The 25,723-nt window shown below is 67.8% G+C and carries 11 protein-coding genes; 7 read left to right on the top strand and 4 right to left on the bottom strand.

Features of this window, described 5'->3' with window-relative positions:
• The first annotated feature begins 3 nt into the window (after positions 1 to 3).
• Positions 4 to 12,741 carry a type I polyketide synthase gene (locus JOF56_RS36820; protein ID WP_209644046.1) on the top strand — a complete coding sequence of 4,246 codons (12,738 nt, stop codon included), beginning with the start codon at positions 4 to 6 and terminating at the stop codon, positions 12,739 to 12,741.
• Positions 12,653 to 13,903: an activator-dependent family glycosyltransferase gene (locus JOF56_RS36825; protein WP_209644047.1), complete on the top strand. Its 1,251-nt coding sequence runs from the start codon at positions 12,653 to 12,655 to the stop codon at positions 13,901 to 13,903. The genes JOF56_RS36820 and JOF56_RS36825 overlap by 89 nt, the downstream gene beginning before the upstream one ends.
• Here the strand turns inward: JOF56_RS36825 and JOF56_RS36830 are convergent, their stop codons facing one another.
• The gene (locus JOF56_RS36830; protein ID WP_209644048.1) at positions 13,904 to 14,356 is read right to left on the bottom strand and encodes a hypothetical protein; all 453 of its coding nucleotides are present in this window, start codon (positions 14,354 to 14,356) and stop codon (positions 13,904 to 13,906) included.
• Entirely contained in the window at positions 14,353 to 15,306 is a 954-nt protein-coding gene (locus JOF56_RS36835; RefSeq protein WP_209644049.1) for a diiron oxygenase, read from the bottom strand. Before JOF56_RS36835 ends, JOF56_RS36830 begins: the two co-directional genes overlap by 4 nt.
• A gap of 111 nt (positions 15,307 to 15,417) precedes the next feature.
• Here JOF56_RS36835 and asnB point away from each other — a divergent pair, with 111 nt between their 5' ends.
• Positions 15,418 to 17,259 carry an asparagine synthase (glutamine-hydrolyzing) gene (gene asnB, locus JOF56_RS36840; protein WP_209644050.1) on the top strand — a complete coding sequence of 614 codons (1,842 nt, stop codon included), beginning with the start codon at positions 15,418 to 15,420 and terminating at the stop codon, positions 17,257 to 17,259.
• Here asnB and JOF56_RS36845 read toward each other — a convergent pair.
• Both JOF56_RS36845 and JOF56_RS36850 read right to left on the bottom strand, forming a co-directional pair.
• Positions 17,246 to 19,999, bottom strand: coding sequence for a family 78 glycoside hydrolase catalytic domain (locus JOF56_RS36845; RefSeq protein ID WP_209644051.1), 2,754 nt, complete (start codon positions 19,997 to 19,999; stop codon positions 17,246 to 17,248). The two genes, asnB and JOF56_RS36845, sit on opposite strands and share 14 nt — an antisense overlap.
• A gap of 135 nt (positions 20,000 to 20,134) precedes the next feature.
• Positions 20,135 to 20,959, bottom strand: a complete 825-nt coding sequence (locus JOF56_RS36850; RefSeq protein WP_209644052.1) for a dioxygenase family protein — start codon at positions 20,957 to 20,959, stop codon at positions 20,135 to 20,137.
• Positions 20,960 to 21,155: 196 nt separating this feature from the next.
• On the opposite strand from JOF56_RS36850, the gene JOF56_RS36855 reads away from it, so the two are divergent.
• From JOF56_RS36855 to JOF56_RS36870, 4 genes are all read left to right on the top strand, one after another.
• Positions 21,156 to 22,214 carry an NAD(P)/FAD-dependent oxidoreductase gene (locus JOF56_RS36855; RefSeq protein WP_209644053.1) on the top strand — a complete coding sequence of 353 codons (1,059 nt, stop codon included), beginning with the start codon at positions 21,156 to 21,158 and terminating at the stop codon, positions 22,212 to 22,214.
• On the top strand, positions 22,214 to 23,575 hold the full coding sequence (locus JOF56_RS36860; RefSeq protein WP_209644054.1) for an amidohydrolase family protein: 1,362 nt from the start codon (positions 22,214 to 22,216) through the stop codon (positions 23,573 to 23,575). Before JOF56_RS36855 ends, JOF56_RS36860 begins: the two co-directional genes overlap by 1 nt.
• On the top strand, positions 23,553 to 24,512 hold the full coding sequence (locus JOF56_RS36865; protein WP_209644055.1) for a LacI family DNA-binding transcriptional regulator: 960 nt from the start codon (positions 23,553 to 23,555) through the stop codon (positions 24,510 to 24,512). Before JOF56_RS36860 ends, JOF56_RS36865 begins: the two co-directional genes overlap by 23 nt.
• Before the next feature lie 105 nt (positions 24,513 to 24,617).
• Positions 24,618 to 25,652: a LacI family DNA-binding transcriptional regulator gene (locus JOF56_RS36870; protein ID WP_245378526.1), complete on the top strand. Its 1,035-nt coding sequence runs from the start codon at positions 24,618 to 24,620 to the stop codon at positions 25,650 to 25,652.
• The last annotated feature ends 71 nt before the right edge of the window (positions 25,653 to 25,723 follow it).

Raw genomic sequence — 25,723 nt, forward strand, 5'->3', positions numbered from 1 at the left:
GCTGTGGACAACGAGCAGAAGCTACGCGACTACCTCAAGCGGGTCATCACCGACCTGCAGCACACTCGCGGACGGCTGCGCGAGGTCGAGTCGGCCGCGCACGAGCCGATCGCGATCGTCGCGATGAGCTGCCGCCTGCCCGGCGCGGTCGCCACCCCCGCCGATCTCTGGCGGCTGGTCGTGAACGGCACCGACGCCATCTCGGAGTTCCCCACCGACCGCGGCTGGGACCTGGAAGCGTTGTACGACCCCGATCCCGATCACACGGGCACCAGCTACACCCGGCACGGCGGGTTTCTGCACGACGCGGCCCTGTTCGACCCGAGCCTGTTCGGTGTGTCGCCCCGTGAGGCACTGTCGATGGACCCGCAGCAGCGGCTGTTGCTGGAGACGGCCTGGGAGAGCTTCGAGAACGCCGGTATCGACCCGTTTTCCCTGCGTGGCAGCAGGGCCGGTGTGTTCACCGGCGTGATGTACCAGGACTACGGCAGCCGGTTGTACCGTATCCCGGACGGTTTCGAAGGGCTGCTCAACGTCGGCAGCTCACCCAGTGTCGTGTCCGGCCGCGTGTCCTACACCTTCGGGCTGGAAGGGCCAGCGGTCACAGTCGACACCGCTTGCTCCTCGTCGTTGACGGCGTTGCACTTGGCGTGCCAGTCGTTGCGACGCCAGGAGTGCTCGCTCGCGTTGGCCGGCGGTGTCGCGGTCATGGCGACTCCGGGTACGTTCATCGACTTCAGCCGGCAGCGTGGGCTTTCGCCAGACGGCCGGTGCAAGGCGTTCGCTGCCGCTGCGGACGGCACCGGATTCTCCGAAGGCGTTGGCGTTTTGTTGCTCGAGCGGCTGTCCGACGCCGTGAACAACGGTCACCAGGTGCTCGCCGTGGTGCGCGGCTCGGCGGTGAACCAAGACGGCGCGAGCAGCCGTCTGACCGCGCCGAGCGGTCCGGCGCAGCAGCGGGTGATCCGGCAAGCCCTGGCCGACGCCGGTCGCACTGCCGCCGAGATCGACGTGGTCGAAGCACACGGAACCGGTACCACACTCGGTGATCCCATTGAGGCGCAGGCATTGCTGGCCACCTATGGCCAAGATCGGGCCGATCCGCTGTGGCTGGGGTCGATCAAGTCCAACATCGGCCACACGCAGGCGGCGGCCGGCGTGACGGGCGTGATCAAGATGGTGCTGGCGATGCGGCACGGCATCATGCCCCGCACCTTGCACGTGGACCAGCCTTCCCCGCAGATCGACTGGTCCGCCGGAGCGGTGGAGCTGCTGATCGAACAACGTCCGTGGGACAAGGACAACGCGCCGCGACGCGCGGCCGTGTCATCGTTCGGTGCGAGCGGCACCAACGCGCATGTCATCCTGGAAGAGGCGCCGCAACCGGCGGTCGAAGAGCCCGGCGAGCGCGCGGCGGGGCCGGTGCCCTGCTTGCTGTCCGCACATTCAGCTGAGGCCTTGCGAGCTCAGGCGCAGCGCCTGCTGACGCATCTGAGCGACAATCCGGACCTCGAAGTGCTGGACGTCGGCAACTCCCTCGCCGGCCGGGCGGCACTCACCGAACGGGCCGTGCTCATCGCAGATGACCGGGTCGGACTCGCCGACGCACTGACTACTTTGGACAGTGAGATACTCGGCAGTGTTGCCGAATCGGGCTTGGTGGCGTTCCTGTTCTCTGGGCAGGGCTCTCAGCGCATCGGCATGGGACAACAGCTGTACGAGGCTTTCCCGGTGTTCGCCGAGGCGTGGGACGCCGCGTGCGCCGGGCTGGATCCCTCGTTACGCAACGTGGTCAAGGATGACGTTGCGGCGCTCGACCAGACGGCCTTCGCCCAGCAGGCACTGTTCGCGCTCGAAGTCGCGCTGTTCCGGCTGGTCGAGTCATGGGGACTGCGACCGGATCTCCTGCTGGGGCATTCCATCGGTGAGATCGCCGCGGCGCACGCGGCCGGTGTTTTGTCTCTTGCGGACGCCTGCGCGCTCGTCTCGGCGCGTGGCCGGTTGATGCAGCGACTGCCTGAGGGTGGCGCGATGATCGCGATCCGGGCCAGTGAGGACGAAATCCAGGCGCTGCTGGACGAACGGATCGGCATCGCTGCGGTCAACGGGCCGCAGTCGGTGGTGTTGTCCGGCGAGCAGGACGCGATCACCGCCATGGAGTCGTTGTGGCGGGAGCGAGGACGTGAGGTCAAACGCCTGCGCGTCAGCCATGCGTTCCACTCCGCCCGGATGGAGCCGATGCTCGCGGAGTTCGGCCGGGTCGTGGCGGGATTGTCGTTCCAGCCGCCCCGCATCCGGATCGTCTCGACCGTGACCGGGCAGATCATCGGCGACGAGCTGTGCACGCCGGAGTACTGGGTGCGCCAAGTACGGGACACTGTCCGGTTCGCCGATGGCATGCGCAGCCTGGCCGAACTCGGCGCCCGGTCGTTCGTGGAACTCGGGCCGGACGGCGTGCTCGCGGCAATGGGACAGGACTGCCTTGAAGGCGTCGATGCCGTGCTGGTGCCGACTTTGCGCGGCGACCGGCCGGAAGGGCGCACGGTCGCCACCGCGCTGGCCAAGTTGCACGTCCGTGGCGTTGCCGTGGACTGGGCGGGATACTTCGCTGGCACGGGCGCACGGCGGGTGGAGCTGCCCACGTATGCGTTTCAGCGCAAGCGGTACTGGCTCGACGCGCCGCGTGACACCGGGGACATCGCAGGCGCTGGCCTGCGGTCCGCGGAACACCCGTTGCTCGCGGCCGCTGTCGAGCTGGCGGGAGCCGACGGCCTGTTGCTCACCGGCAAGTTGTCCTTGCGGTCGCATCCGTGGCTGGGCGACCACGTTGTCCACGACAAGGTGCTCGTGCCCGGCACAGCGTTGCTGGATCTCGCGATCAGGGCCGGCGACCGAGTCGGTTGCGGTCGGATCACCGAACTCACCCTGCACGCGCCGATGGTCCTGACCACCACCGGAGGCATCGAACTGCAGCTGCGGGTGGGTGAACCGGACAGCACTGGTTGCCGGAGTGTGGACATCCACTCCCGTGACGATTCCGAATGGACACACAACGCCGGCGGTGTACTGGCTGCCGAGGACACGTCCGCATCTTTCGATCTAAAACACTGGCCGCCTGCCGAAGCCGTCGCGCTCGATGTCGACGGCCACTACGACCGGCTCACCGAGACGGGTTTGTGCTACGGCCCGGTGTTCCGCGGCCTGCAGGCGGCCTGGCGGCGGGGTGATGAGATCTTCGCCGAAGTCGGCCTTCCAGCGTCGGAGCGCCCCGAGTCGGTCCATTTCGGACTTCACCCCGCGTTGCTCGACGCCGCTCTGCATACGATCGGGCTCGGACCGCTCGGTGACTCGGGGCTCGCGCAGTTGCCGTTCGCGTGGAACGACGTTTCTTTGTACGCAACGGGTGCGTCGACGATCCGCGTTCGCGTGACCCCCGCCGGTCCCGGTGCGGTGACGATCCAGGTCGCTGACAGCACGGGCGCGCCGGTTGCTTCGATCGGTTCGCTGGCAGTGCGACCGGTGGGCGCTCTGCAGACCAGATCGGACCATCTCTACCGGGTCGACTGGGCTGAAGTGCAAGCAGGCTCGCCCGTCCGGACAGCCGAGCTTTCGGCGTGCGACGAGGTCGTGCCGGATGTCGCGCTGGTCATGTGTTCTGCCGAACTAGGTCTGCCGGACAGTGGCCGGGATGCGGCTCGACGCGCGCTGGATCTGGTACAGCAGTGGCTGACTGACGAGCGCTTCACCGCGTCGCGGCTGGCCTTCGTAACGCGGGGAGCCGTGGCCGTCGCAGCCGGAGACGATGTGCCGGACCTGACCCACGCACCCGTGTGGGGCCTGCTGCGGTCCGCGCAGAGCGAGCACCCGGACCGATTCGTACTCGTTGATGTCGACGACCAACCAGAGTCGATGAGGGTGCTGCCGGAGGTGTTTGCCACCGGTGAACCACAGCTGGCGGTACGTGCCGGTGTCGGATACGCGCCTCGGCTGACGCGCGTTGCGGCATCCGAACGCCGAGGCAACTGGCGGTTGGACGTCTCGGCGGAACGGACCCTCGACGGTCTCAAGGTGGTGGCCGCCCCCGAAGCTGAGCGGCCGCTCGGCGAGGGCGAGGTCCGGGTCGCGATCCGCGCCGCCGGGCTGAACTTCCGGGACGTGCTGCTCGCCCTGGGCATGTACCCCGGTGAGGCGGCCATCGGTAGCGAAGGCGCTGGTGTAGTGGTGGAGACCGGCCCGGGGGTGGCCGGCCACAAGCCCGGTGACCAGGTGTTCGGGCTTTTCCAGGGCGCGTTCGGCACGCTCGCGGTGACCGACCAGCGGTACTTGGCACCGATCCCGGCCGGGTGGACGTTCGAACAGGCCGCATCGGTGCCGCTGGTGTTCCTGACCGCCTACTACGGCCTGCGCGACCTCGGCAACGTGCAGCCGGGCGACCGGGTCCTGGTGCACGCCGCCGCCGGCGGGGTCGGCATGGCCGCTGTGCAGCTCGTCTCACACTTCGGTGCAGAGGTGTTCGGCACGGCCAGCCCCGGCAAATGGGCTGCGGCCGGGCTTGCCGAGGACCGTATCGCGTCGTCACGGACGTCGGACTTCGAGACGAAATTCGCCGGCGGAGTCGATGTCGTGCTCAACTGCCTGGCGCGCGAGTTCGTGGACGCCTCGCTGAGGTTGCTGTCGCCTGGCGGCCGGTTCGTCGAGATGGGCAAGACCGACATCCGTGCCGCGAACGACGTGGCCGAGACGTACAACGGGGTGTCGTACAGAGCGTTCGACCTGTTCGAAGCCGGTCCCGACCGGATCGGCGAGATGCTGGCCGAGATCATCAAGGGGTTCGCCACCGGTGCGCTCCAGCCGCTTCCGGTCCGGACCTGGGACATCCGCGAGGCCGGGGCCGCGTTCAGGTTCGTCGCGCAGGCCCAGCACGTCGGCAAGGTCGTGCTGACTGTGCCGAGACCGATGGACGCCGACGGCACGGTCCTGATCACTGGAGGTACTGGAGCGCTGGGTGCACTGCTCGCGCGGCATCTGGTGACCGAGCACGGTGTGCGCCACCTGGTGCTGGCCAGCCGTCGAGGCGAGGCCACGGAACTGTGCGCCGAGTTGACGGTGTTGGGCGCGACGGTCACCACGGCCGCCTGTGACATCTCGGACCGCATGGCACTGGCGGAACTGCTGGCCGCGATACCAGCCGAGCATCCGCTGACAGCTGTCGTGCACGCCGCCGGTGTGCTGTCCGACGCCACCATCTCCGCCCTGACGCCCGCCCAACTCGACGAGGTCCTGCGCCCCAAACTGGATGCCGCATGGCATCTGCACGAGCTGACCGAGCACCTGGATCTGGCCCAGTTCGTGCTGTTCTCGTCCGCCGCAGGGGTGCTCGGCGGACCGGGACAGGGCAACTACGCCGCTGGCAACGCGTTTCTCGACGCCCTTGCCCAGCATCGCCGGGCGCGTGGCCTGCCTGGGGTGTCGCTGGCGTGGGGGTTCTGGGCGCAGGACGGCGGCATGGCCGGCCAGGTGGACGCTCGTGACAGGCCACGGATGACCAGGTCAGGGGTCGCGGGTCTGTCCGAACAGGAGGGTCTGGCCCTGTTCGACGCGGCCCTTGGTGCTGACGAGGCGGCGTTGGTCCCGGTCCGGTTCGACTTCACCGCAATGCGTTCCGCCCCGCCGTTGTTGCGTCGGCTCGTACGCGCTCGCACCCGGCGGGTGGTCGAGGATGAGGCCCGCACTCAACCTGCCGCCGACCTGGCCGGCCTGTCAGTGTCCGAACAGGACAGTGCGATGCTGGACCTGGTGCGCCGGCACGCGGCCATGGTGCTCGGGTTCGGCTCGGCGGCCGAGATCGATGACAGCCGGGCATTCCGCGAACTGGGTTTCGACTCGCTCACCTCGGTCGAGCTGCGTAACCGGCTGGGCACCGTGACCGGCTTGCGGCTGTCGGCGACGCTGGTGTTCGACCACCCGACGCCGTCAGCGTTGGCCACGTTGCTGCGCAAGGAATTGTTCGGTTCGGCGCCGGCCATGACCGCGCCCGTCACACAGGCACTACCGGCCGACGAGCCGATCGCGATCGTGGGGATGAGCTGCCGGTTCCCCGGCGGTGTCGAGTCACCGGAGGACCTGTGGGATCTGGTTGCCGCCGGACGGGACGCGGTCGCCGACTTTCCCACCGACCGTGGCTGGGACGCGGGGAAACGGCCCGACGGCGGGCCTACCATCGGCGGTTTCCTCTACGACGCCGCCGACTTCGACGCGGGCTTCTTCGGGATCTCGCCGCGTGAGGCGCTGGCGATGGACCCGCAGCAGCGGCTGTTGCTGGAGGGCTCCTGGGAGGTCTTCGAACGTGCCGGGATCGACCCGGCCGCACTTCGCGGCGGCCCGGTGGGCTTCTACGTGGGCGCGATCCACAACGGTTACAGCGAGACCCTCGGCAGCGCCCGCGACAGCCTTGAAGGCCACTTGGCGATCGGGACCATGAGCAGCGTCGCGTCCGGCCGGTTGGCGTACGCCTTCGGATTCGAGGGCCCGGCGATCACCATCGACACCGCGTGTTCCTCGTCGTTGGTCGCGGTGCACCTGGCGAGCCAGGCGCTACGGCAGGGCGAGTGCTCGCTGGCGGTGGCGGGCGGCGTCACGATCGCCGCGACCCAGGACATCTTCGTCGAGTTCGGCAAGCAGGGCGCGCTGGCCGCGGACGGGCGCTGCAAGGCGTTCTCGGCAGACGCCGACGGTTTCGGTTTCGCCGACGGAGTCGGTCTGGTGTTGCTGGAGCGGCTGTCCGACGCGCGCCGCAACGGCCACCAGGTACTGGCTGTGGTGCGTGGCTCGGCGGTCAACCAGGACGGGGCGTCCAACGGTCTCACCGCACCGAGCGGCCCGGCCCAGCAACGGGTGATCCGTCAGGCGTTGGCCAACGCCGGCGTGACCGCCGACGACGTCGACGCGGTGGAGGCGCACGGGACCGGCACACGGCTCGGCGACCTGATCGAGGCCCAGGCGTTGTCGGCCGCGTACGGACAGGATCGGGCCGAACCTCTGCTGCTTGGCTCGGTCAAGTCCAACATCGGCCATGCCCAGGCCGCCGCCGGTGTGGCGGGTCTGATCAAGATGGTGCAGGCGCTCGGCCATGATGTTGTGCCGAGGACCCTGCACGCCGACACTGCTCTGACCGATGTGGACTGGAGTTCGAACGGGCTGCGGCTGCTGGCAGATCCGGCCGAGTGGCCTGAGCGCGGACGGCCGCGGCGGGCGGGAGTGTCCTCGTTCGGGATCAGCGGCACCAACGCGCATTTGGTTGTGGAACAGGCACCGGTCGAAACACCGGACGAGTCGCCTGCGGCCGGACTCGTGCCTTGGGTCGTGTCCGCGCGGACTCCACAGGCGTTGGCCGCGCAAGTCGATCGCCTTCGTTCGTATGTGACAGCACGAGGCGAACTCAGCCCTGTGGACGTCGGGCACACCTTGCTGACCGGTCGTTCCGCATTGGAACACCGGTCTGTGGTGATCGGTCAGGACCGAGACGAGTTGTTGGCCGGTGCGGGTGCGGTGACAGGTGTGGCGATGCCCTCGCCCCGCGTGGTTTTCGTGTTCCCGGGACAAGGCTCGCAGTGGACCGGGATGGCAGTCGACCTGTTGGCGTCGTCGCCGGTTTTCGCTGAGCGGATGCGGGAGTGCGCGGCTGCTATTCAGGCTGTTTCGGACATCGATGTGCTCGCGGCGTTGGCAGATGGGTCCGCGTTGGAGCGCATTGAGGTCGTGCAGCCGACTTTGTTCGCCGTCATGGTGTCGTTGGCGGGGCTGTGGGAGTCCTTCGGTGTCCGGCCGGCAGCGGTGATCGGTCATTCCCAGGGAGAGGTCGCTGCCGCCTGTGTGGTCGGTGCGTTGACGTTGGCCGATGCGGTCAAGATCGTGGTGACGCGCAGCCGGCTTTTCGCCGAGACGATGGTCGGCAAGGGCGCGGTGCTGGCGGTGGCGATGGCGGCCAAGCAGGTCGAGCCGATGCTCGCCCGGTGGGCCGGGCGGCTGTCGGTCGGCGGGATGAACGGGCCCACCTCGACGGCTGTGGTGGGTGATCTGCCGGCGCTGGCGGAGTTCGCCGCCGAATGTGCCGCCGCCGGAGTGCGTACCAGGACCGTGCCGGGAACGGTCGCGTCCCATTCGGCGCAGGTGGACCAGATCCGCGACCGGCTCGCAGCCGAACTGTCCGGGTTGTCGCCACGCGCGAGCGATGTGCCCTTCTACTCCACGGTCACCGCGACGCTGATCGATACCACGGAGTTGGACGGCGAGTACTGGTTCAGCAACGGTCGGCAGCCGGTCGACTTCGAAGGCGCCGTGCGGGCTGCCATCGCCGACGGCCACAGCGTTTTTGTCGAGTCCAGTGCTCATCCGGTGCTGACCATGGGCATTCAGGAGATCTCACAGGACTTGGCCGTCGCGATCGGGACGCTACGCCGTGACGAGGGGGACGAGCGACGGTTCCTGACCTCGTTGGCAGAGGCATACGTACACGGCGTGGACGTCGACTGGGCACCGCTGTTCCCGGCTGGTGCGCGGTTTGTGGACCTGCCTACATATGCCTTCCAACGTGAGCGGTACTGGCCGGACGGGGCGAGGTCGGCCGACGTGCGTGCAGCCGGTCTGGACACCACGGACCACCCCTTGCTGGGCGCGGCTGTCACACTTGCGGAGTCGGAAGGTTTGGTGTGCACGGGAAGGCTCTCACTGAGCACTCACCCCTGGCTCGCCGACCACATGGTCTCCGACATGATCCTGTTTCCTGGCACCGGTTTCGTCGAGCTTGCCATCCACGCGGGTGATCAAGTCGGCTGCGGCAGGCTGGCCGAGCTGACGTTGACCGCGCCACTGGTCCTGCCCCCGCATGAAGCGATCCAGGTGCAGGTCACTGTCGGCGAACCGGACGACGCGGGCAGTCGGGCGGTGTCTGTCCACTCTCGGCTCAGTGACGATGGGCCGTGGACCCGGAACGCTTCGGGCCTCGTGACGGCCGACGAAGTACACGGCGTGGACCTTTTCCAGTGGCCGCCCAGCGGCGCCGAGCCGGTTGAGCTGGACGGGCTTTACGACCGGCTCGCCGAAGCCGGGATTGCGTATGGTCCCACCTTCCAAGGGCTGCGAGGCGCGTGGCGGCGGGGCGAGAGTGATCTGTTCGCCGAGGTGCACCTGCCGGCAACAGTGCGCGACGCCGGTCGATTCGGCCTGCATCCAGCCGCTTTGGACGCGAGCCTGCACGCCCTGGGGCTCACCGGCACCGACCGGGGCACGTTGCTGCCGTTTGAATGGGCCGGAGTATCCCTGCACGCCACCGGAGCCTCAGTCCTCCGCGTCCGGCTGACGGCCGCGGGCGCCGGCACTTTCTCTTTGGACATCGCGGATGGCACCGGATCACCGGTCGCTTCTGTGGAATCCTTGGCATTCCGGCCAATGTCGAGCGTACGGTCCGAGTCGTTGTATTGGACACAGTGGACGCCCGCGCCGCAGAGCAGGCCTGCCGCCGATGTGGAGTTCACTGAGGACTTCGCGGATGCCGCGGATGCGCTCCGGCTGATCCAGGCGCGGCTGGCCGATCAGGACTCCGGCACACGCCTGGTGTTCGTCACCCGGGGAGCGATTTCCGTCCGGCCTGGTGAGGACGTGCCAGACCTGCGCCGGGCGCCGGTCTGGGGGCTGGTCCGGTCGGCGCAGTCGGAGAACCCGGACCGGTTCGGGCTGGTGGACATCCTCGACGGGGAACTGCCTGCCGACGCGATCGCCGCAGCCATGGGAGCAGGCGAAGCGCAACTTGCTGTGCGCGACGGAGAGTTGCTCGCTCCCCGCCTGACGCGGGTGACCGACGCCGACAGCCTGTTGCCGCCAGCCGGGCAGGGAACTTGGCGTCTGCATGTCGGTTCGGGCGCCCTGGACGAGATGGCATTGCTGGCCACGCCCGAGGCAGAACGACCACTCGGCGACGGCGAGGTTCGAGTCGAGGTCCGGGCGGCCGGGCTGAACTTCCGGGATGTTGCCGTCGCGCTGGGCATGGTGCCTGAGGGTGACCGTGCGATCGGTGGCGAGGCGGCCGGCGTGGTCGCCGAGGTGGGCCCGGGGGTGTCCGGCCTGGCACCTGGGGACGCCGTGATGGGCCTGTTCAGCGGTGCCTTCGGACCGGTCGCGGTCACCGACCACCGGCTGCTGGCACCGATGCCGCAAGGTTGGTCGTTCACCCAGGCGGCTGGTGTGCCGATCGCCTTCCTGACCGCCTACCACGCGCTGGCCGGTCTCGCGAACGTCCAAGAAGGACAGTCGGTGCTGGTGCACGCCGGGGCCGGTGGGGTGGGCATGGCGGCCGTGCAGGTGGCACGGCATCTCGGCGCGGACGTGTACGCCACCGCGAGCCCCGGCAAATGGGCCGCTCTGCGGTCGTTGGGTCTGAGCGGGGACCGGATCGCGTCCTCCCGGGACCTCGGCTTCGAAGCCAAGTTCACAGGCGGCATGGACGTCGTGCTGAACTCCCTCGCACGGGAGTTCGTGGACGCATCGCTGCGGCTGCTCGCCGACGGCGGCCGGTTGCTGGAGATGGGCAAGACCGACATCCGGGACGCCGCGCAGGTCGCCATCGATCACCCCGGGGTCGTCTACCAGGCGTTCGACCTGGCCGACCCAGGCCCGGACCGCATCCAGCAGATGCTGTGCGAGGTACTCGCCCTGTTCGAGCAGGGACGGCTGCGGCCGTTGCCCACCAAGGCCTGGGACGTCCGGCAGGCCCGGGACGCGTTCCGCTTCATGGCACAGGCGCGGCACGTGGGCAAGGTCGTGCTCACGATGCCCGCTCCGCTCGACCCGGCCGGAACAGTGCTGATCACCGGCGGCACCGGCACCCTGGGCCGGTTGGTGGCCAAGCATCTCGTGGCCGAACACGGGATTCGGCACCTGGTGCTGACCACAAGACGCGAGGACATCCCACCGGTTGACGACCTTGCCGCAGAGGTAACCGTGGCCAAGTGCGATGTCGGTGACCGTGACTCACTTGCCCGCCTGATCGCACAAATTCCTGCCGACCGGCCGTTGACCGCAGTCGTGCACGCGGCCGGTGTACTGGACGACGGCGTGATCGAGTCGCTGACCGAAGAGCGGCTGGACGCGGTGGCGCGCCCCAAGTCCGACGCTGCCTGGCACCTGCACGAACTGACCCGGGACATGAATCTCGCCGCGTTCGTCCTGTTCTCCTCCAGCGCCGGTGTCCTGGGTTCCCCGGGACAGGGCAACTACGCCGCGGCCAACACGTTCCTCGACGCCCTTGCAGCCCATCGGCGGGCGCTGGGACTGCCCGCAGTGTCGCTGGCCTGGGGCCTGTGGGAGGACCAGAGCGGGATGTCCGCCACTGCCGACCGCACCCGGCTGTCGCGCAACGGTCTCAACGCGTTGTCCGCCGAAGAGGGACTGGCGCTGTTCGACGCCGGGCTGGCGGCCGGCCTTCCGGCCGTGGTTCCGGCGAAACTCAAGTCCCGGGCACGAGTTCGCCGCCGCACGGCTCGTACTACGGCGTCTGATGTGGACGGACTGCGTCGCGGGCTGGCAGGTATGTCGGCCGCCGATCAGGAAAAGATGTTGGTGACGCTCGTACGTGGGCACGCGGCCGCCGTGCTGGGCCATGCCGACCCGGCGGCAGTGGACCCGGAGCGGCCGTTCCTCCAGGCGGGCTTCGACTCGTTGACCGCGATGGAGTTGCGTAACAGCCTCAACGCGGCGACCGGTCTTCGCCTGCCGACCAGCGCGGTGTTCGACCACACCAGCCCGGCCGGCCTGGCCAGGCATCTGCGGACCGCGCTGGGCACGGATACGCGGGCCCCGGCCGACACCCTGAGCCTGATGTTCCGGCAGGCCGTCACGGACGGGAAGATGCAGGCGGGGTTGGCCCTGTTGCAGGCCGCGGGTGAGCTGAGGCCCGTGTTCGCGTCGCCGGACGAAGCGGACCAGCTGCCTCAAGCGGTGTCGCTGGCCAGCGGTACAAACGGGCCGGGTCTGCTCTGTTTCCCTTCGCCGATGGTGATGGGCGGCATCCAGCAGTTCGCACGTCTGGCCACGCATTGGCGAGGCGTGCGGGAGGTCTCCGCACTCCCGGTCCCTGGTTTCGTTGACGGGCAAAGGCTGCCGGAATCGGTAGGCGCACTCGTCGACGTCCTCGCCGACGCGACCCTGAAGCAGTCAGACCCCAGCGGGCAGGTGCTTGTGGGTTACTCCTGGGGCGGCGTGCTCGCTCTCGCCACCGCGAACGAGTTGGAGCGACGGGGAAACGGCCCCGCAGCGGTCGTACTGCTCGACACCTACCGGGCCGGTCTCGCGGAGACCGCGGGTCTCTTCGAGCAGGTGCTGCACGGGATGTTGGACCGTGAGGATCTGTTCGGCCCGTTCACCGGCACCCGGTTGTCGGCGATGGGCAAGTACCTCCGGCTGTTCGACGGATACACACTGCCCGAGGTCGCCGCGCCCGTGCTGTTCGTCCGGGCGACCGGGTCCGGCGGGCTGACGTGCCCATGGCCTGCGGTGGTGGACGTGTCCGGTGACCACTTCACCCTGGTGCAGCACCAGGCAGGCGAAACCGCACAAGCGATCGAGGGGTGGCTGGAGTCCACCAGGTTGGGAGAAACCCATGCGAGTGCTATTCACGACGTTGGCGGCGAACGCGCACCTGTACAACCTGGTGCCGATGGCGTGGGCGCTGCGCGCGGCCGGCCATGACGTCCGCGTCGCCGCCCAGCCGGACCTCACCGACGCGATCGTCCAGGCCGGATTGACCGCGGTCCCGGTCGGCAAGGCGCTGGACCTGGCCGAACTGAGCCGTCAGGCCCAGCGACGCCCGGCCGAGACGACCGTGTTCGGCTCCCAGTTCGACATCACCGAGACCAGACCGGAGGTGCTCACCCTGGACTACGTGCAGGGCGTGTTCACCACCTGGTGCTCGATCGGGCTCGAGCGGCTGGCGGGCGAGGCCGTGCTGGACGATGTCGTCGCGTTCGCCCGGTCCTGGCGACCGGACCTGGTGATCTGGGACGCGCTGACCTACATGGGGCCGATCGCGGCGCGGGCCAGCGGCGCGGCGCACGCCCGGATGCTGTTCGGCTTGGACCACTGGGCCCGGATGCGTGAGCGGTTCCGGAGCCTGGCTGGTCCGGGAGATTCGGACCCGATGGCGGAATGGCTGACGGGCAAGCTCGCGCGCTTCGGCTGTGACTTCGACGAGGAACTTGTCCTCGGGCAGCGCACCATTGACCCGTTGCCGTCGTGGATGCGGTTCCCGACCAACACGGACTACCTCACGGTCCGGCACGTGCCCTACAACGGTGCTTCAGTTGTCCCGCAATGGTTGTCCGAGTCGCCCACACGGGCACGAGTCTGCGTGACCCTGGGTGTATCCAGGCGCGATCTGTGGGGTTCCGACCGGTTCTCGGTCAACGACCTGTTCGAAGCCGTGGCAGATCTGGACATCGAAGTGATCGCGACACTGACCGCGCAACAGTGTGCGGCGGCGTCGAAGGTGCCGGACAACGTGCGGCTGTTCGACTTCGTGCCGTTGGACGCGTTGCTGCCCTCGTGTGCTGCCGTGGTGCACCACGGAGGCGCGGGCACTACCGGCAACGCGGTTGTGCACGGCGTTCCGCAATTGGTCATCCCCGGCAACATGTGGGACAAGGCCGGGCTGGCGCAACTGCTCGCGGATCAGGGCGCCGCGCTGGTGATGGAGCACGAGCAGATCACCGCGAGCGCTCTGCGTGCGCAGTTGCTGCGGCTGATCGAGGAGCCCTCGTTCACCGCGGACGCCGACAAGCTTCGCACCCAGATGCGGGAGGCGCCCAGCCCACAGGACATCGTGCCGGCCCTGGAACGACTGGCCCGGAGCTGACTACCGGGCATCCAGGACCGAAGGTGCCTGCTCGGCGGCGGACACACCCCAGAACAGGGGAGTGGCGTCGTCGAGCAGGAGCGCCGCCGACCACCGCGGCTCCAGCACCAGCACGTCGGGATCGTCCTGTGGATCGACCAGCCACTGTGGACAGCAGAACAGAACGACGAGCAGATCTTCTTCTATGGTCTGTGGTATCGCGCTGGGGTCGGTGACGAGAGCGACAGTCACGTTGGCCACCAACGGGCGGTGTATTCGTAACGACAGCAGGCCGGGGCGCGTGCCTCGGTTCGACACGGTGAAGTCGAGACTGTGGTCCATCGCGCGGGCTTCGTGCAGCCATCGCACCAGGTTGTTGTGCCACAACGGCACTGAGCCTGTTTCGAACCTCGCCGTGGAATCCTCCGTGGACATAGGCGCGGACAGTAGTGCCAGCATGTAGTCGCGGATCATCGTCGCCCCCTGGCCAAATCGCGTGCCGTCGGCAGGCTGTGTGAGTGAAAGGCTTCGGCCACCACTGGATCGTCGAACACGCCGTTGTCCCTGAGCATCCGCATCGTGGGTGTCGCGTTGCGCAGTACCGTTTCCAGTGTCTCGGGCGCGGTGGACAGCTCGGTCACGATCCGTACCGGGTCGTCGAACACCTCAGGCATGGTCCGCAGCACGGCAGTCAGCGCGGGCTCGTCCGGCCAGAGGAATGCGAGGATCACGCGAGGCAACAGCACGCCTATCTTGCGCCGCAATGGCACCGGCATCCGGGGCCACAACATCTCGAACAGCTGCCGGAAGAACGCGTGGTGGTGGCCTTCGTCGGCGGCGTGATCCTGGGCGAGCTCGCGCACGACCTGTTGTACGGAAGGATCTTTCGGTAGCCTGGTCAGCGTTCCGGTGATCAGCGTCTCGGACACGATCGCGAAGAACAACTTGACCAATGGCCGGTACGCAGGCAGTTCTGCGGCGTACAACAACGCCAGCTCGGTCAGGAACCGAGGCTGATGCACAACGGGCGCAACCCCTGTTTCCGCCTGAACCCCTGATTTGAGCGTGTTGGACATCTCGGCGTGACCGGCTTCGTCGGTGTAGATGCGCAGCACGTCGTCCTTCATGCTCGCGGGCAGCCAGGGCAGAAACGCGGGTGACCGCAGCAGCCCGCAGATCTCGTTGACCGGCCCCATCTCCAGCTGGACTGTGAACTCCAGGTACAGGTAGAGACTGTGCACGAGAATCGCCTCGCGCACCTCGAACGGCGCGGTACGGACCTGCGGCCGCGCGGACAACGGGCACAACTCCGGCGAGAAGTAGTGCGCGTCGGCGGTGAACGGCGACTCTCGGTGCGGTTTGGACCGCACCCAGGACCGCCGGTCCCACTCGGTGAACCTGGACCGGTATACATGCGACGCCAACGGATTCACCTCTCACAGAGTTCAGTACCCGTCGGCCCGCGTACAGACCCCTACGTCCGTTGTGACCGGTTACCGTCGTGGATACGCTCGGTTCCGGCGGAGGGAGCCACTATGTGCGGGGTTGCCGGATGGGTGTCATTCGACCGTGATCTGACCGAACAACAGCATGTTGTGGCGGCCATGACGCACGCGATGCGGCAGCGTGGCCCGGACGGGTGGGGGATCTGGACATCACCACACGCGGTCCTCGGGCACCGTAGACTGTCCATAATAGACCTGCCCGGCGGCACGCAGCCGATGTCGGTGGACACCCCCGACGGACCGGTGACGCTGACCTACAGCGGCGAGACGTACAACTTCGTGGCGCTGCGCGACGAACTGCGCCGACGTGGGCACCAGTTCCGCACCGCGAGCGACACTGAGGTCGTGCTCCGCGGGTATCTGGAGTGGGGCCCGGCGATCGCCGAACGGATGATCGGCATGTGCGCGATCGGCATCTGGGACGGCCGGACCGAGCGTCTGGTGCTCATCCGTGACCGCCTGGGCACCAAACCACTGCACTACTTCCCGACACCGGACGGCGTGCTGTTCGGGTCCGAGCCGAAGGCGATCCTGGCGCATCCCATGACCGACGCCGTGGTCGACACTGACGGCATCCGCCGGCTGCTGCTGGGTTTCCCCACGACCGACGAGGGCGTCTGGTCCGGCATCAAGATCATGCGCCCCGGCACCGTGGTCACGGTCGACCGCTCGGGCCTGCGCGAACACACCTACTGGCAGCTTACGGCGAAGCCGCACACCGACGACCTCGACGCCACGATCCGTACGGTCCGGGAGATGGTCGAGGACAACGTCACCCACGAGCTGGTTGCGGACGTGCCCCGAGGCGTGCTGCTGTCCGGCGGCCTGGACTCCAGTGTGCTGACCGGCATGGCCGACCGCAGCCTACGCCCGCGTGGCGAGGTGATCCGCACCTTCTCGGTGGACTTCCCCAACCAGGCGGAGGACTTCGAAGCCGACACGATCCGCTGCAGCGCGGACGGCCCTTACATCCGTGACGTGGCCGAGTATGTGGGCACCGACCACCATCATCTCGTACTGGACCACCGTGCCCTGTCCGATTTGGAGGTACGCCGGGAAGTCGTCAGCGCGTGGGACGCGCCGTACGGCATGGGCGACATGAACAGCTCACTTTTCCTGCTGTTCAAGGCGTTGAAGGAACACGTGACGGTGGCACTGAGCGGTGAGGCCGGCGACGAGATCTTCATGGGCCACTTCTGGCACCACGCGGACGTGGTCCACGAGGGCGGCAGGGAAGACTTCCCGTGGTTCGTCGCGTGGCCCCAGCTCAACACCTCGTCGTACATGAGCGAAGACCTCGTCGCCCTGGTGGACCTCCCGACGTTCACACGGGACCGTTACCGCGACGCACTCACCGAGGTTCCCCAGCTCGACGGTGAGGACAATCGCCGCCGTCGGCAACGAGAAGTCGCCTACCTCGGCCTTACGAGGTTCATGCGCACCCTGGAAGATCGCCTGGACCGTCTGGCGATGCGTGCTGGGGTGGAGACGCGAGTCCCCTTCTGTGACTACCGCCTCGTGGAATACCTCTACAACGTTCCCTGGTCCATGCACACTTTCGACGGCCACGAGAAGAGCCTGCTGCGCGCCGCCGGACGCCACCTGATCCCCGAATCGGTGGCCGCCCGCCGCAAGAGCGGCTACCCCTCAACCCAGGACCTGCTGTACGTTTCGGCCCTCCAACGTCAGGTGAGGGACGTCCTGGCCGACAAGAACTCAGACGCTCTCTTCATGAGCGACCGCGCGAAACTGACGGAAGCCGCCTACCGTGACCCAGCCAAGGTCGATCCGGCTGCCCGCCTGACCTTCGAGCGAGTCCTTGACGTGGCAGTCTGGCTGGACGTCTATCGTCCCGTCCTCAAGCTGTCCTGACTCGTTGATCCAGGAGCTGGGTGAAGGCCTGGTGGATGTCCTCGCCTCCCTCGGTATCGACGATGACGGTCAGGAGGCGAGTGAGCCGGTCGGCGGGGAAGTCGAGATAGCGGGCGATCCGCCTGGCGATGTCGGCCGAATCCGCGCCCAGGCCGTGACCGGCCAGTAGCGCAACGGTTTCGTCCCAGAGAGCCGGGGTGTCGATGAGATCCCGGATGGTGGTGATCGGACGGTCGGTTGGGCGCGGGTCGGGCACTGTCCAGGAGTGCCGGCCGTGCCGGATGTCGAACGGGGATGTGCCGGGGAGATGGACGGTGGCAGTGACGCCTGGCGGGATGACAGCTTCGATGACCAACTGTCCGTCTTCACGCCGCCAGCTGGATGCTGCTTCGCCGTAGGGCGTGTGATGTTGTGCAGCCGCGTGTGTGAGTGCGTGGTGGGGGACCGGCTTGATCGTGATGTGGCGGTAACCGGGAGCTGCGGGAGACAGGCCGGCGACGACACGGTGGAACCAGTCAGCGACGGCGCCGAGGGCGTAGTGGTTGAACGAGGTCATCTCGCCTGGATTGACGGTGTCGTCGGGCAGCATGCTGTCCCATCGTTCCCAGATCGTGGTGGCTCCCATGGTGACGGGATAGAGCCAGGACGGGCAGTCTTTCGCCAGTACCAGGCGGAAGGCGAGTTCCGTGTGCCCGCTCGCGGTCAGCGCGTCGGTGACGAGCGGGGTCCCGACAAAGCCGGTTGCGATGCGGAAGCCGTTGGTGCGAACCAGATCCGCGAGCTGATCGGCCGCGTTGCGGCGTTGTCCGGCAGTGGGCAACAGGGCCCATTCGAGGGCCAGGGCGTAGATCGTCGGGGCGTCGGACAGGATGCGACCGCTGGGCGTCACGTAGTGCCGGGCGAATGCTTCACGCGTGGCGGCGGCAAGCTTGCGGTAGTGCTCACCGTCGAGACCCAGCACCTGGGCAGCGTCAGCGACGATCTCGGCGGAACGGGCGAGGTGCGCGGTGGCGACGACGTCCCGGTCGGCCTTGGCGGCGGCGGGGTTGTCCGGTGGTGCGGTGGGGTCGAGCCAGTCGCCGAACTGGAAACCGCCGGCCCAGACGCCGTCTGCGGTGAGCGAGGCGATCTTGTCTACCCAGCCACGCATGGAGTCGAACTGCCGCTGGAGGATCTGCGGGTCGCCGTACGCGCGGTAGAGCGCCCACGGCACGATAGTGGCGGCGTCTCCCCAGGCCGCGGCGGTGGGCGCAGGGGTGCGGAGCACGTCGGGGACGACAAAGGGGACCGCGCCGTCGGGAAGCTGGTCGGCGGCGAGATCGGCGAGCCAGGAGGACAGGAACCCGGCTGTGTCGAACAGGAAGCTCGCGGTAGGCACGAAGATCTGGATGTCGCCGGTCCAGCCCAGCCGCTCGTCGCGCTGCGGGCAGTCCGTGGGCACGTCGAGGAAATTGCCACGCATGCTCCACACGACATTGCGGTGGAACTGTTCGAGATCCGGGTCCGAGCACGAGAACCACCCGGTGCGGCGCAGATCCGTGCCGATCACGACCGCCTGCACGTCCTCGGCGAGCACGTCGAGGCCGCTGATCTCGGCGTAGCGGAAGCCGTGGAAGGTCAAGCTGGGCTCCAGCTCCACTTCGTCGGCGTCGTCCAGCAAGTAGGTGTCGGTGGCTTTGGCGCTACGCAGAGGGCGCGTACCGAGTTCGTCATTTTCGAGAACCTCGGCATGGCGGACGACCACCTCGGTGCCCACGCGGGTGTCACGCGCCTTGATCCGGACCCATCCGACCAGGTTCTGGCCGAAGTCCACCAGGGTTTTGCCCGACGGTGACCGCCAGACCCGGACAGCGGGAAGCACATCGGTGACCCGCACTGGTGGACCCTCGGGCGCCACCAGACTGCCCAGGTCCTCGGCCAGCACCTCGACCTCATCCACAGTGGACTCGACCGGCCGGAGATCGGTTCGCTGCCCGTCGTAGAGGTCGTCGGCGAGGATGCCGCTGTTGTGCGCCGACCAGCTGGCGTCGGTGCCGATGACCTCGACCGAGCCGTCGTCGTAGGTGACCTCGACCTGGGCAAGCAGGGCCAGCCGGTCACCGTAGAGGGCACGCCGCCCGCTCCACCCGAGCCGACCGCGGTACCAGCCGTTGCCCAGCAGGAACCGGATCTCGTTGTCGCCGGAACGCAGAAGTGAAGTGATGTCGTGGATCTGACAGCGGAGACGATGGTGATAACTGGTCCAGCCGGGAGCTAGGACTTCGTTGCCTACCTCTTGACCGTTCAGCGTGGCGGAATAGACGCCGTGGGCAGTGGCGTAGAGCCGTGCGGAGACGACCCCTGGCCGCAGGGTGAACGCACGGGACACAATCGGCGCAGGCGTGCCGACCCCGCCGAGAGCCAACGGGCTGATGAACCGGGCCGTCCAATCCTCGGGCGCCAGCAATGCGGCTTCTACTGTGGACGGATCACTCCATTCCGACCACCGTTCTCCGGACGCCACCCGGACTCGCACAGTGGCCCGGCCGCGTGCCGCGAGCGGCTCGAAAGGCCACGGCACCAGCACCTGCTCAGCTGAGTCCACGTGGACGACGTCGCCGTTGAGATCGAGTTCGTAGGCGGTCTGTGCCCACTCAGGGTCGTCCGTCGTCACCTGCCACGACAACCGGGGCGTCGCTGTCCCGACACCCAGCGCCGAGTCCCGGTGCTCGAAGCGTACTGGGGTGACGACCGTTGTCATCGTGTCTCCTTGTGTCGTACGAGGACTACCGGCCCGAACAGTCCAGCGCGAACGAGATCACCGCAGTTCCAGCATGACACGTGGAGAGCCTGTCCTGCGGCGAGTGGCCGCAGGACAGGCTGGTGGTCAGCGGCATCAGGCAGGCGGCGGGCCTGGCGGTCCTCCAGGGCCTCCGGGGCCGGGCGCGTCGTCGTCGCCCACTTCGGTGTCGGAGAGGTCCAGTCCGATGGTGAAGTCGGCGGTGTAGCCCTGCCGAACTCGCCTGGGCCGCAGCAGCATCTGGTCGCCGCCGCCCGCGAAGATCCCGTCGGCGGCGTTGGTCGTGTCCGGCGTGCCCTTGCTCGCGTACGGATCGCCGGTCAGGTATGCCGCCTTGAACTCCTCCGTGAAATACAACTGGGAGGTGAACTCGTACGGGTTGCCGTCGGTCCCCGTGGTCTGGACCTTGATGTGGATGTGGATGGTCCTGCCCCGGTACCAGCCCGGCAGGACGGTCACGAACCTGACCTTCCCGGCCCGGTCGGTCTCCTGGTAGCCGCGCAGGAACTTCTTGCCCACCGTGCCTTCCGCGGCGACGTCGGAGTAGACGCCGAGGGCGTCGCAGTGCCAGACGTCCACGATCGCGCCCCTGATCGGCGTGCATCCGCGGGAGTTGATCTGCAGTACGCCGAGATTCAGGGCGAGCACGGCGCCTTTGGCGATCGAGCCGTCGGACGGGTCGGGGCGGATGTCGGACCGGTTGAGCCCTTCGTCGACGAAGTACGGGCCCTCCGTTTGCTCCGGTTTGGCGACGCAGTCGACTGTGCAGTCACCAGGTGGTGATGAAGTGGTGGAAGCCGGTGTGGCCGCTGAGGCCACTGCCGGGCCGGCGACGGTCAGTGTTGCCCCGGCCAGGCCGAGCAGCGCCAGTGCCTGCCGTCTGCCCAGCACTCGGCCCACAGGTTCGTCATCGGAATGCATCAATTCTCCTCGCTGAGAGTATCAGTCCGGGTACTCACGGTGCGCGAGCCTAGGGATCGATGCTGGGAACCCGCCGAAGGCTTTCTGTGGCAGAGCTATGTGTCGGCGTTGACCGCCGACGGTTCACGGGGCTACCGTGTAACTAGTTGCATGTAACTAGTTACATAGCCGATGAGCTGGGGTTGGGGAGGTCGAGATGCGAGTCGTCGTGGTGGGTGCCGGTGTCTATGGGGCCGCCGTGGGGGCGGCGCTGGCTCGTGGTGGTGCGACTGTGACGGTCGTCGACGCCGGTGCGCCAGGTTCGGGGACGTCCGGCGCGACGTTCTCCTGGGTCAATTCGCGCAACAAGCAGCCGCAGGTCTATCACGAGTTCAACGTCGCAGGAATGGCTGCGCACCAACGGTTCGCGGCCGAAGCCCCGCTCAGCGACTGGTACCACGGTGGCGGCGGTATCGAGTGGGCCGCCGACGATGCAGCGCTACGTGGGAAGGTTGACGCTCTGATTGCACGCGGCTACGAGGCCACATGGCTGACCCGTGCCGAGGCGCTGGAGTTGGAGCCGGGTATCGATCCGGAACGGCTCCCGGCCGATGGGATCGCGTACTTCCCTGACGAGGCGTGGATTGAGCCGATGCGGTTGATCGCGCATCTGCTGTCGAGGGATGTCGACGTGGTGGCTGATGACGCGGTGGTCGGGCTGGATACGAGTGGTGACATGGTGCGCGCTGTGCGGTTGGAGTCCGGGCGACGGCTTGACGCGGACGCGGTCGTGAACTGCGCGGGGCCACAGGCGGCCAAGGTGGCGGCGATGGCGGGGCTCGCGTTGCCGATGCGCAACTTGCCCTGCGTTCTTGTGTACACCTCGCCTGTCGCGGTGCCGGTGTCGAGGGTGGTGCATGCCCCGAATGTCCACTTGCGACCAGAGGGGGACGGGCGGATCCTGTTGCACTCCAGCGAGGTTGACCAGGGTGGGCAGGAGGCGGTTGACAAGCTGATGCGGGACGCCACGTCGTTCTACCCGGGGATTCGTGCGGCGACCGTCGAAAGTGTGCGTACGGGGGAGCGGCCGATTCCCGGCGATGGACTGCCTGTCCTCGGGCGGGTCGCCGATGTGCGCAACTACGTCTTCGCTGTGTCGCACAGCGGGGTGACGTTGTGTTTGCACGCGGGCGAACTCGTCGCTGACGAGGTGCTCGGTGAGGATCGGGACGAGGCGCTGGCGGCGTTCCGCTTCGAGCGGTTCGAGGAGTTGTGATGACGACCGTCCTGCGTGGCTGCGATCTGATCGACGGTCAGGGCACCGAACCTCGGCGTGGGGTCGATATCGTCGTCGAATGCGACACGGTCCGGGAGATCATCGAGCCTGGGAACGGAACATACCCGTCGGCGGAAGTCGTTGCCGCGTCGGGGATGCTGGTGATTCCAGGGCTGATCAACAACCACACGCACGGCACCGCGTACGGCCCGCTGTTCCCCAGTGGTCATGAACCGTTGCCGCAGTGGCAGGTGAACGCGAATCTCGACCGGCATCTGCTGGAGGGCACGACGACAGTGCTCTGCGTCGACGGGTTCATCACCGCGGAAGCTGTTGCCAGGACTGACGAAGCGCATCCGGTCAACGTGAAATCCGCCTCCTGTAACACACCGGCGTGCCTGGAAGCGGCGACCGTCGCCGACGGAGGCGGGCTCACCGAGGCAGACAAGGCTTTCACCGCGCGTCAGGCCGTGGCTGAAGGGGCGGTCGCGCTGGGTGAGATCGGTGCGGGACACACGCTTGGCGGTGGCGGGGCGAGCTACATGTACATCCCCGAGGAGATCGCGCGGCGTACAGGCGTGACGGTGACGGCGTGGCAGGCGAACGAGCTGAAGATCGCTGTGCTGGGCAGGCACATCAAGACGTCGGCGTTCGATCGTGACGCGGTGGAGGAGGCGTTGGCGGGCGCGGGCCTGACCGGAATTCTGTCCGTTGAGGACGCTCGCGAGATCGTGTCAGGCGTGGTTCTGCCCGCGTTCGACATCGCGCTGCGCGGCTTGGCCGAAGCGGCTGACCAGGCCCGTGATCTGGGCGTTCCGGTGCTCGTGCACAATGCGGCCGCGTCGATGACACAGGTCGCCGCGATCGCCAGGACGGACGTGCGGCTGATCGCCGGGCACTCCAACCATCCCAGCTTCACCACGCGTGAGGCGCTCGACCATGCAGCGCGGTTGAAGGAGCGGGGAGTGGTGATCGATGTGTCCATTCTGGACACGTTCGGCGGCAGACGGCCGGGCATGGGTCCGGAACTGCTCTACGCCATGTTCGAGGCCGGGCTGGTGGACACGATCTCGACCGACTACGCGGGCGGCCACCACGACCCGATCCTGCTGGCGATCGACCGGGCCACCAAGGCTGGCGTGGTCGGCCTGCCCGCCGCGATCGCGATGGCGACGTCCACCGTCGCCGACACATTCCCCGGGCTGGCGCCCAGGCGTGGCCGGATCGTGCCAGGCGCGGTCGCCGACCTGGTGGTGACCGACCCGGCGGCGCTGGACAATGTCCGGACCGTCATGATCAGCGGCAGGATCGTCGTGCGGGAAGGCAGGCGGGTCACGGATGAAGCGAGTGACGATCGGTGACGTGGCCACACACGCGGGAGTGTCCACAGCGACAGTCTCCCGCGTGCTGAACGGCGGTCTGGTCGCCGAGTCGACGGCGGCCAGGGTGTGGGAGTCCGCCGAGAGTCTCGGCTACAGCCCGAACGCCTTGACCAAGAGCATCTTCGCCGGGCGATCGAGCACAATCGGCGTGGTCATCCGTGACCTGAGCAGCCCGTTCTACCTGGACCTGATCCGGGGGATCGACGAAGTCGCAGCGGCCAACGACAGCCCAGTCATGCTGGCCAACACCTACCGCCGCACCGACCGGGAGGCCGCCCAGGTACAGGCGATGGACCAGCAACGAGTACGCGGCCTGGTCATCACAGCCGATGAGACCGCCGACAACCACGCCCGCCGAATGGCAGAGAACGGCACCCCTTGCGTGATCATCGCGCGCACGGCACCAGGACTGCATTCGGTCAGCCTCGACGATGTCGCGGCCGGCAGGCTGATGGCCGCGCACCTGGGCGACTGCGGCCGGTCGCGGGTCGGAGTCTTGAGTGGACGCCATCGGCCGACCCAGGTCAAGCGCGCGGAAGGGCTACGGCAGGGGCTCTCCGAGCGTGGCCTGCCGCAACCCGAGGAAGTCCTTGTGGAGAACGAGGATGAGGTGGACGGTGCCGTCGGTTCGTTGCTGCGCCGCAACGACACTGTCGTGTGCACGACCGGCCGTCTGACCGTATCCGTCCACATGGCACTGACCCATCGCGGCCTCGGAATACCCGACGATGTCGGGTTCCTGACCATGGACGACTTCCCGTGGGCAAGTACGCTGGGAATCAGCGTGGTCACTCAACCCTCGTACGAAATGGGCCGCAGGGCCGCGGAACTCATCGTCGAGGAGCCCGCGACCCCGGCCCGGATTGTCTTCCAGCCCACCCTCATCGCCCGCGGCTCCTGCGGGTCGGGCGCCTGAGTACCCGTTACCTGCGGGCTCTTGACGGGTGAACGACCGGGCTGCATACTCGCTTAACCTCAAGTTAATCGATTAAACAGCCGGATAACGGGAAGGGGCGGCACGATGGCCCGAGTTCGGATGTCCGACGTGGCGGCCCATGCCGGGGTGTCCACGGCGACGGTGTCGATGGTGCTCAACGGGGTGAACACGACGCGTATCTCGCCGCAGACCCAGCAGCGTGTGCGTGAGGCGGCCGAGGCGGTCGGCTACAAGCCGAACTCGGTGGCCCGCAGCCTGCGGACGCAGCAGACCCGCATGGTCGGGTTGATCTCGGACACGATCGCCAGTACGCCGTTTGCTGGGCGGATGCTGGCCGGGGCCAACGATGTGGCGCGTGAGCAGGGGCATCTGGTGATCCTCGTCGACACCGAGCGTGATGCCGGCGCCGAGCGTCAGGCGCTGCATGCCCTGAGCGGGCAACAGGTCGACGCCATGATCTACGCGTGCATGTGGCATCGCGTGGTCGAGGTGCCGGAGGGCCTGCCTGAGGATGCTGTCCTGCTTGACTGTGCTCCGGCTGGTGGGGGCCGTGCCGCGGTCGTGCCGGATGAGCAGGCGGGCGGGATGGCCGCGGTGCAGGAGTTGGTGGCCGCCGGGCATCGCCGGATCGCTTTCCTGGACGCCGAGCAGCGGTTCGACCTGGTCGCCTCACGGCTGCGGTACGAAGGGTATCTCCGGATCCTGGCGGACGCCGGGATCGAGCCGGACCCCGCCCTGCACGCCCGCGCCGAACCGGTGGCCGGTGGTGGGCGGGAGGCAGCCCGGCGGCTGCTGGACCTGCCGGCCGAACGACGTCCCACCGCGATGTTCTGCTTCAACGACCGCATGGCCATGGGCGCCTACGCGGCCGCACACCATTGTGGACTGTCGATTCCCCGCGATCTGTCCATCGTCGGCTACGACGACCAGCAACTGGTCGCGGCCGAGCTCGACCCTCCGCTGACGACGATCGCGTTGCCGCACTACGAGATGGGCCGATGGGCGATGGAGGTCGCCCTGGGGCTGCGCCAGGCAGACCCCGCGGTCCCGTATCTCATGCCGTGCCCGATCATCCGCCGGGCCTCGGTGGGCCCGCCGCCGGTTCAGTTTGGCGACTGACCGGCGGCAGGTCTCACTCATCGCATTGCAATCCACATGGCAGTTGGCGCTGCCATCCGGCACGGAGACGA

This window comes from Kibdelosporangium banguiense, assembly GCF_017876405.1.
GTDB classification, from domain to species: domain Bacteria; phylum Actinomycetota; class Actinomycetes; order Mycobacteriales; family Pseudonocardiaceae; genus Kibdelosporangium; species Kibdelosporangium banguiense.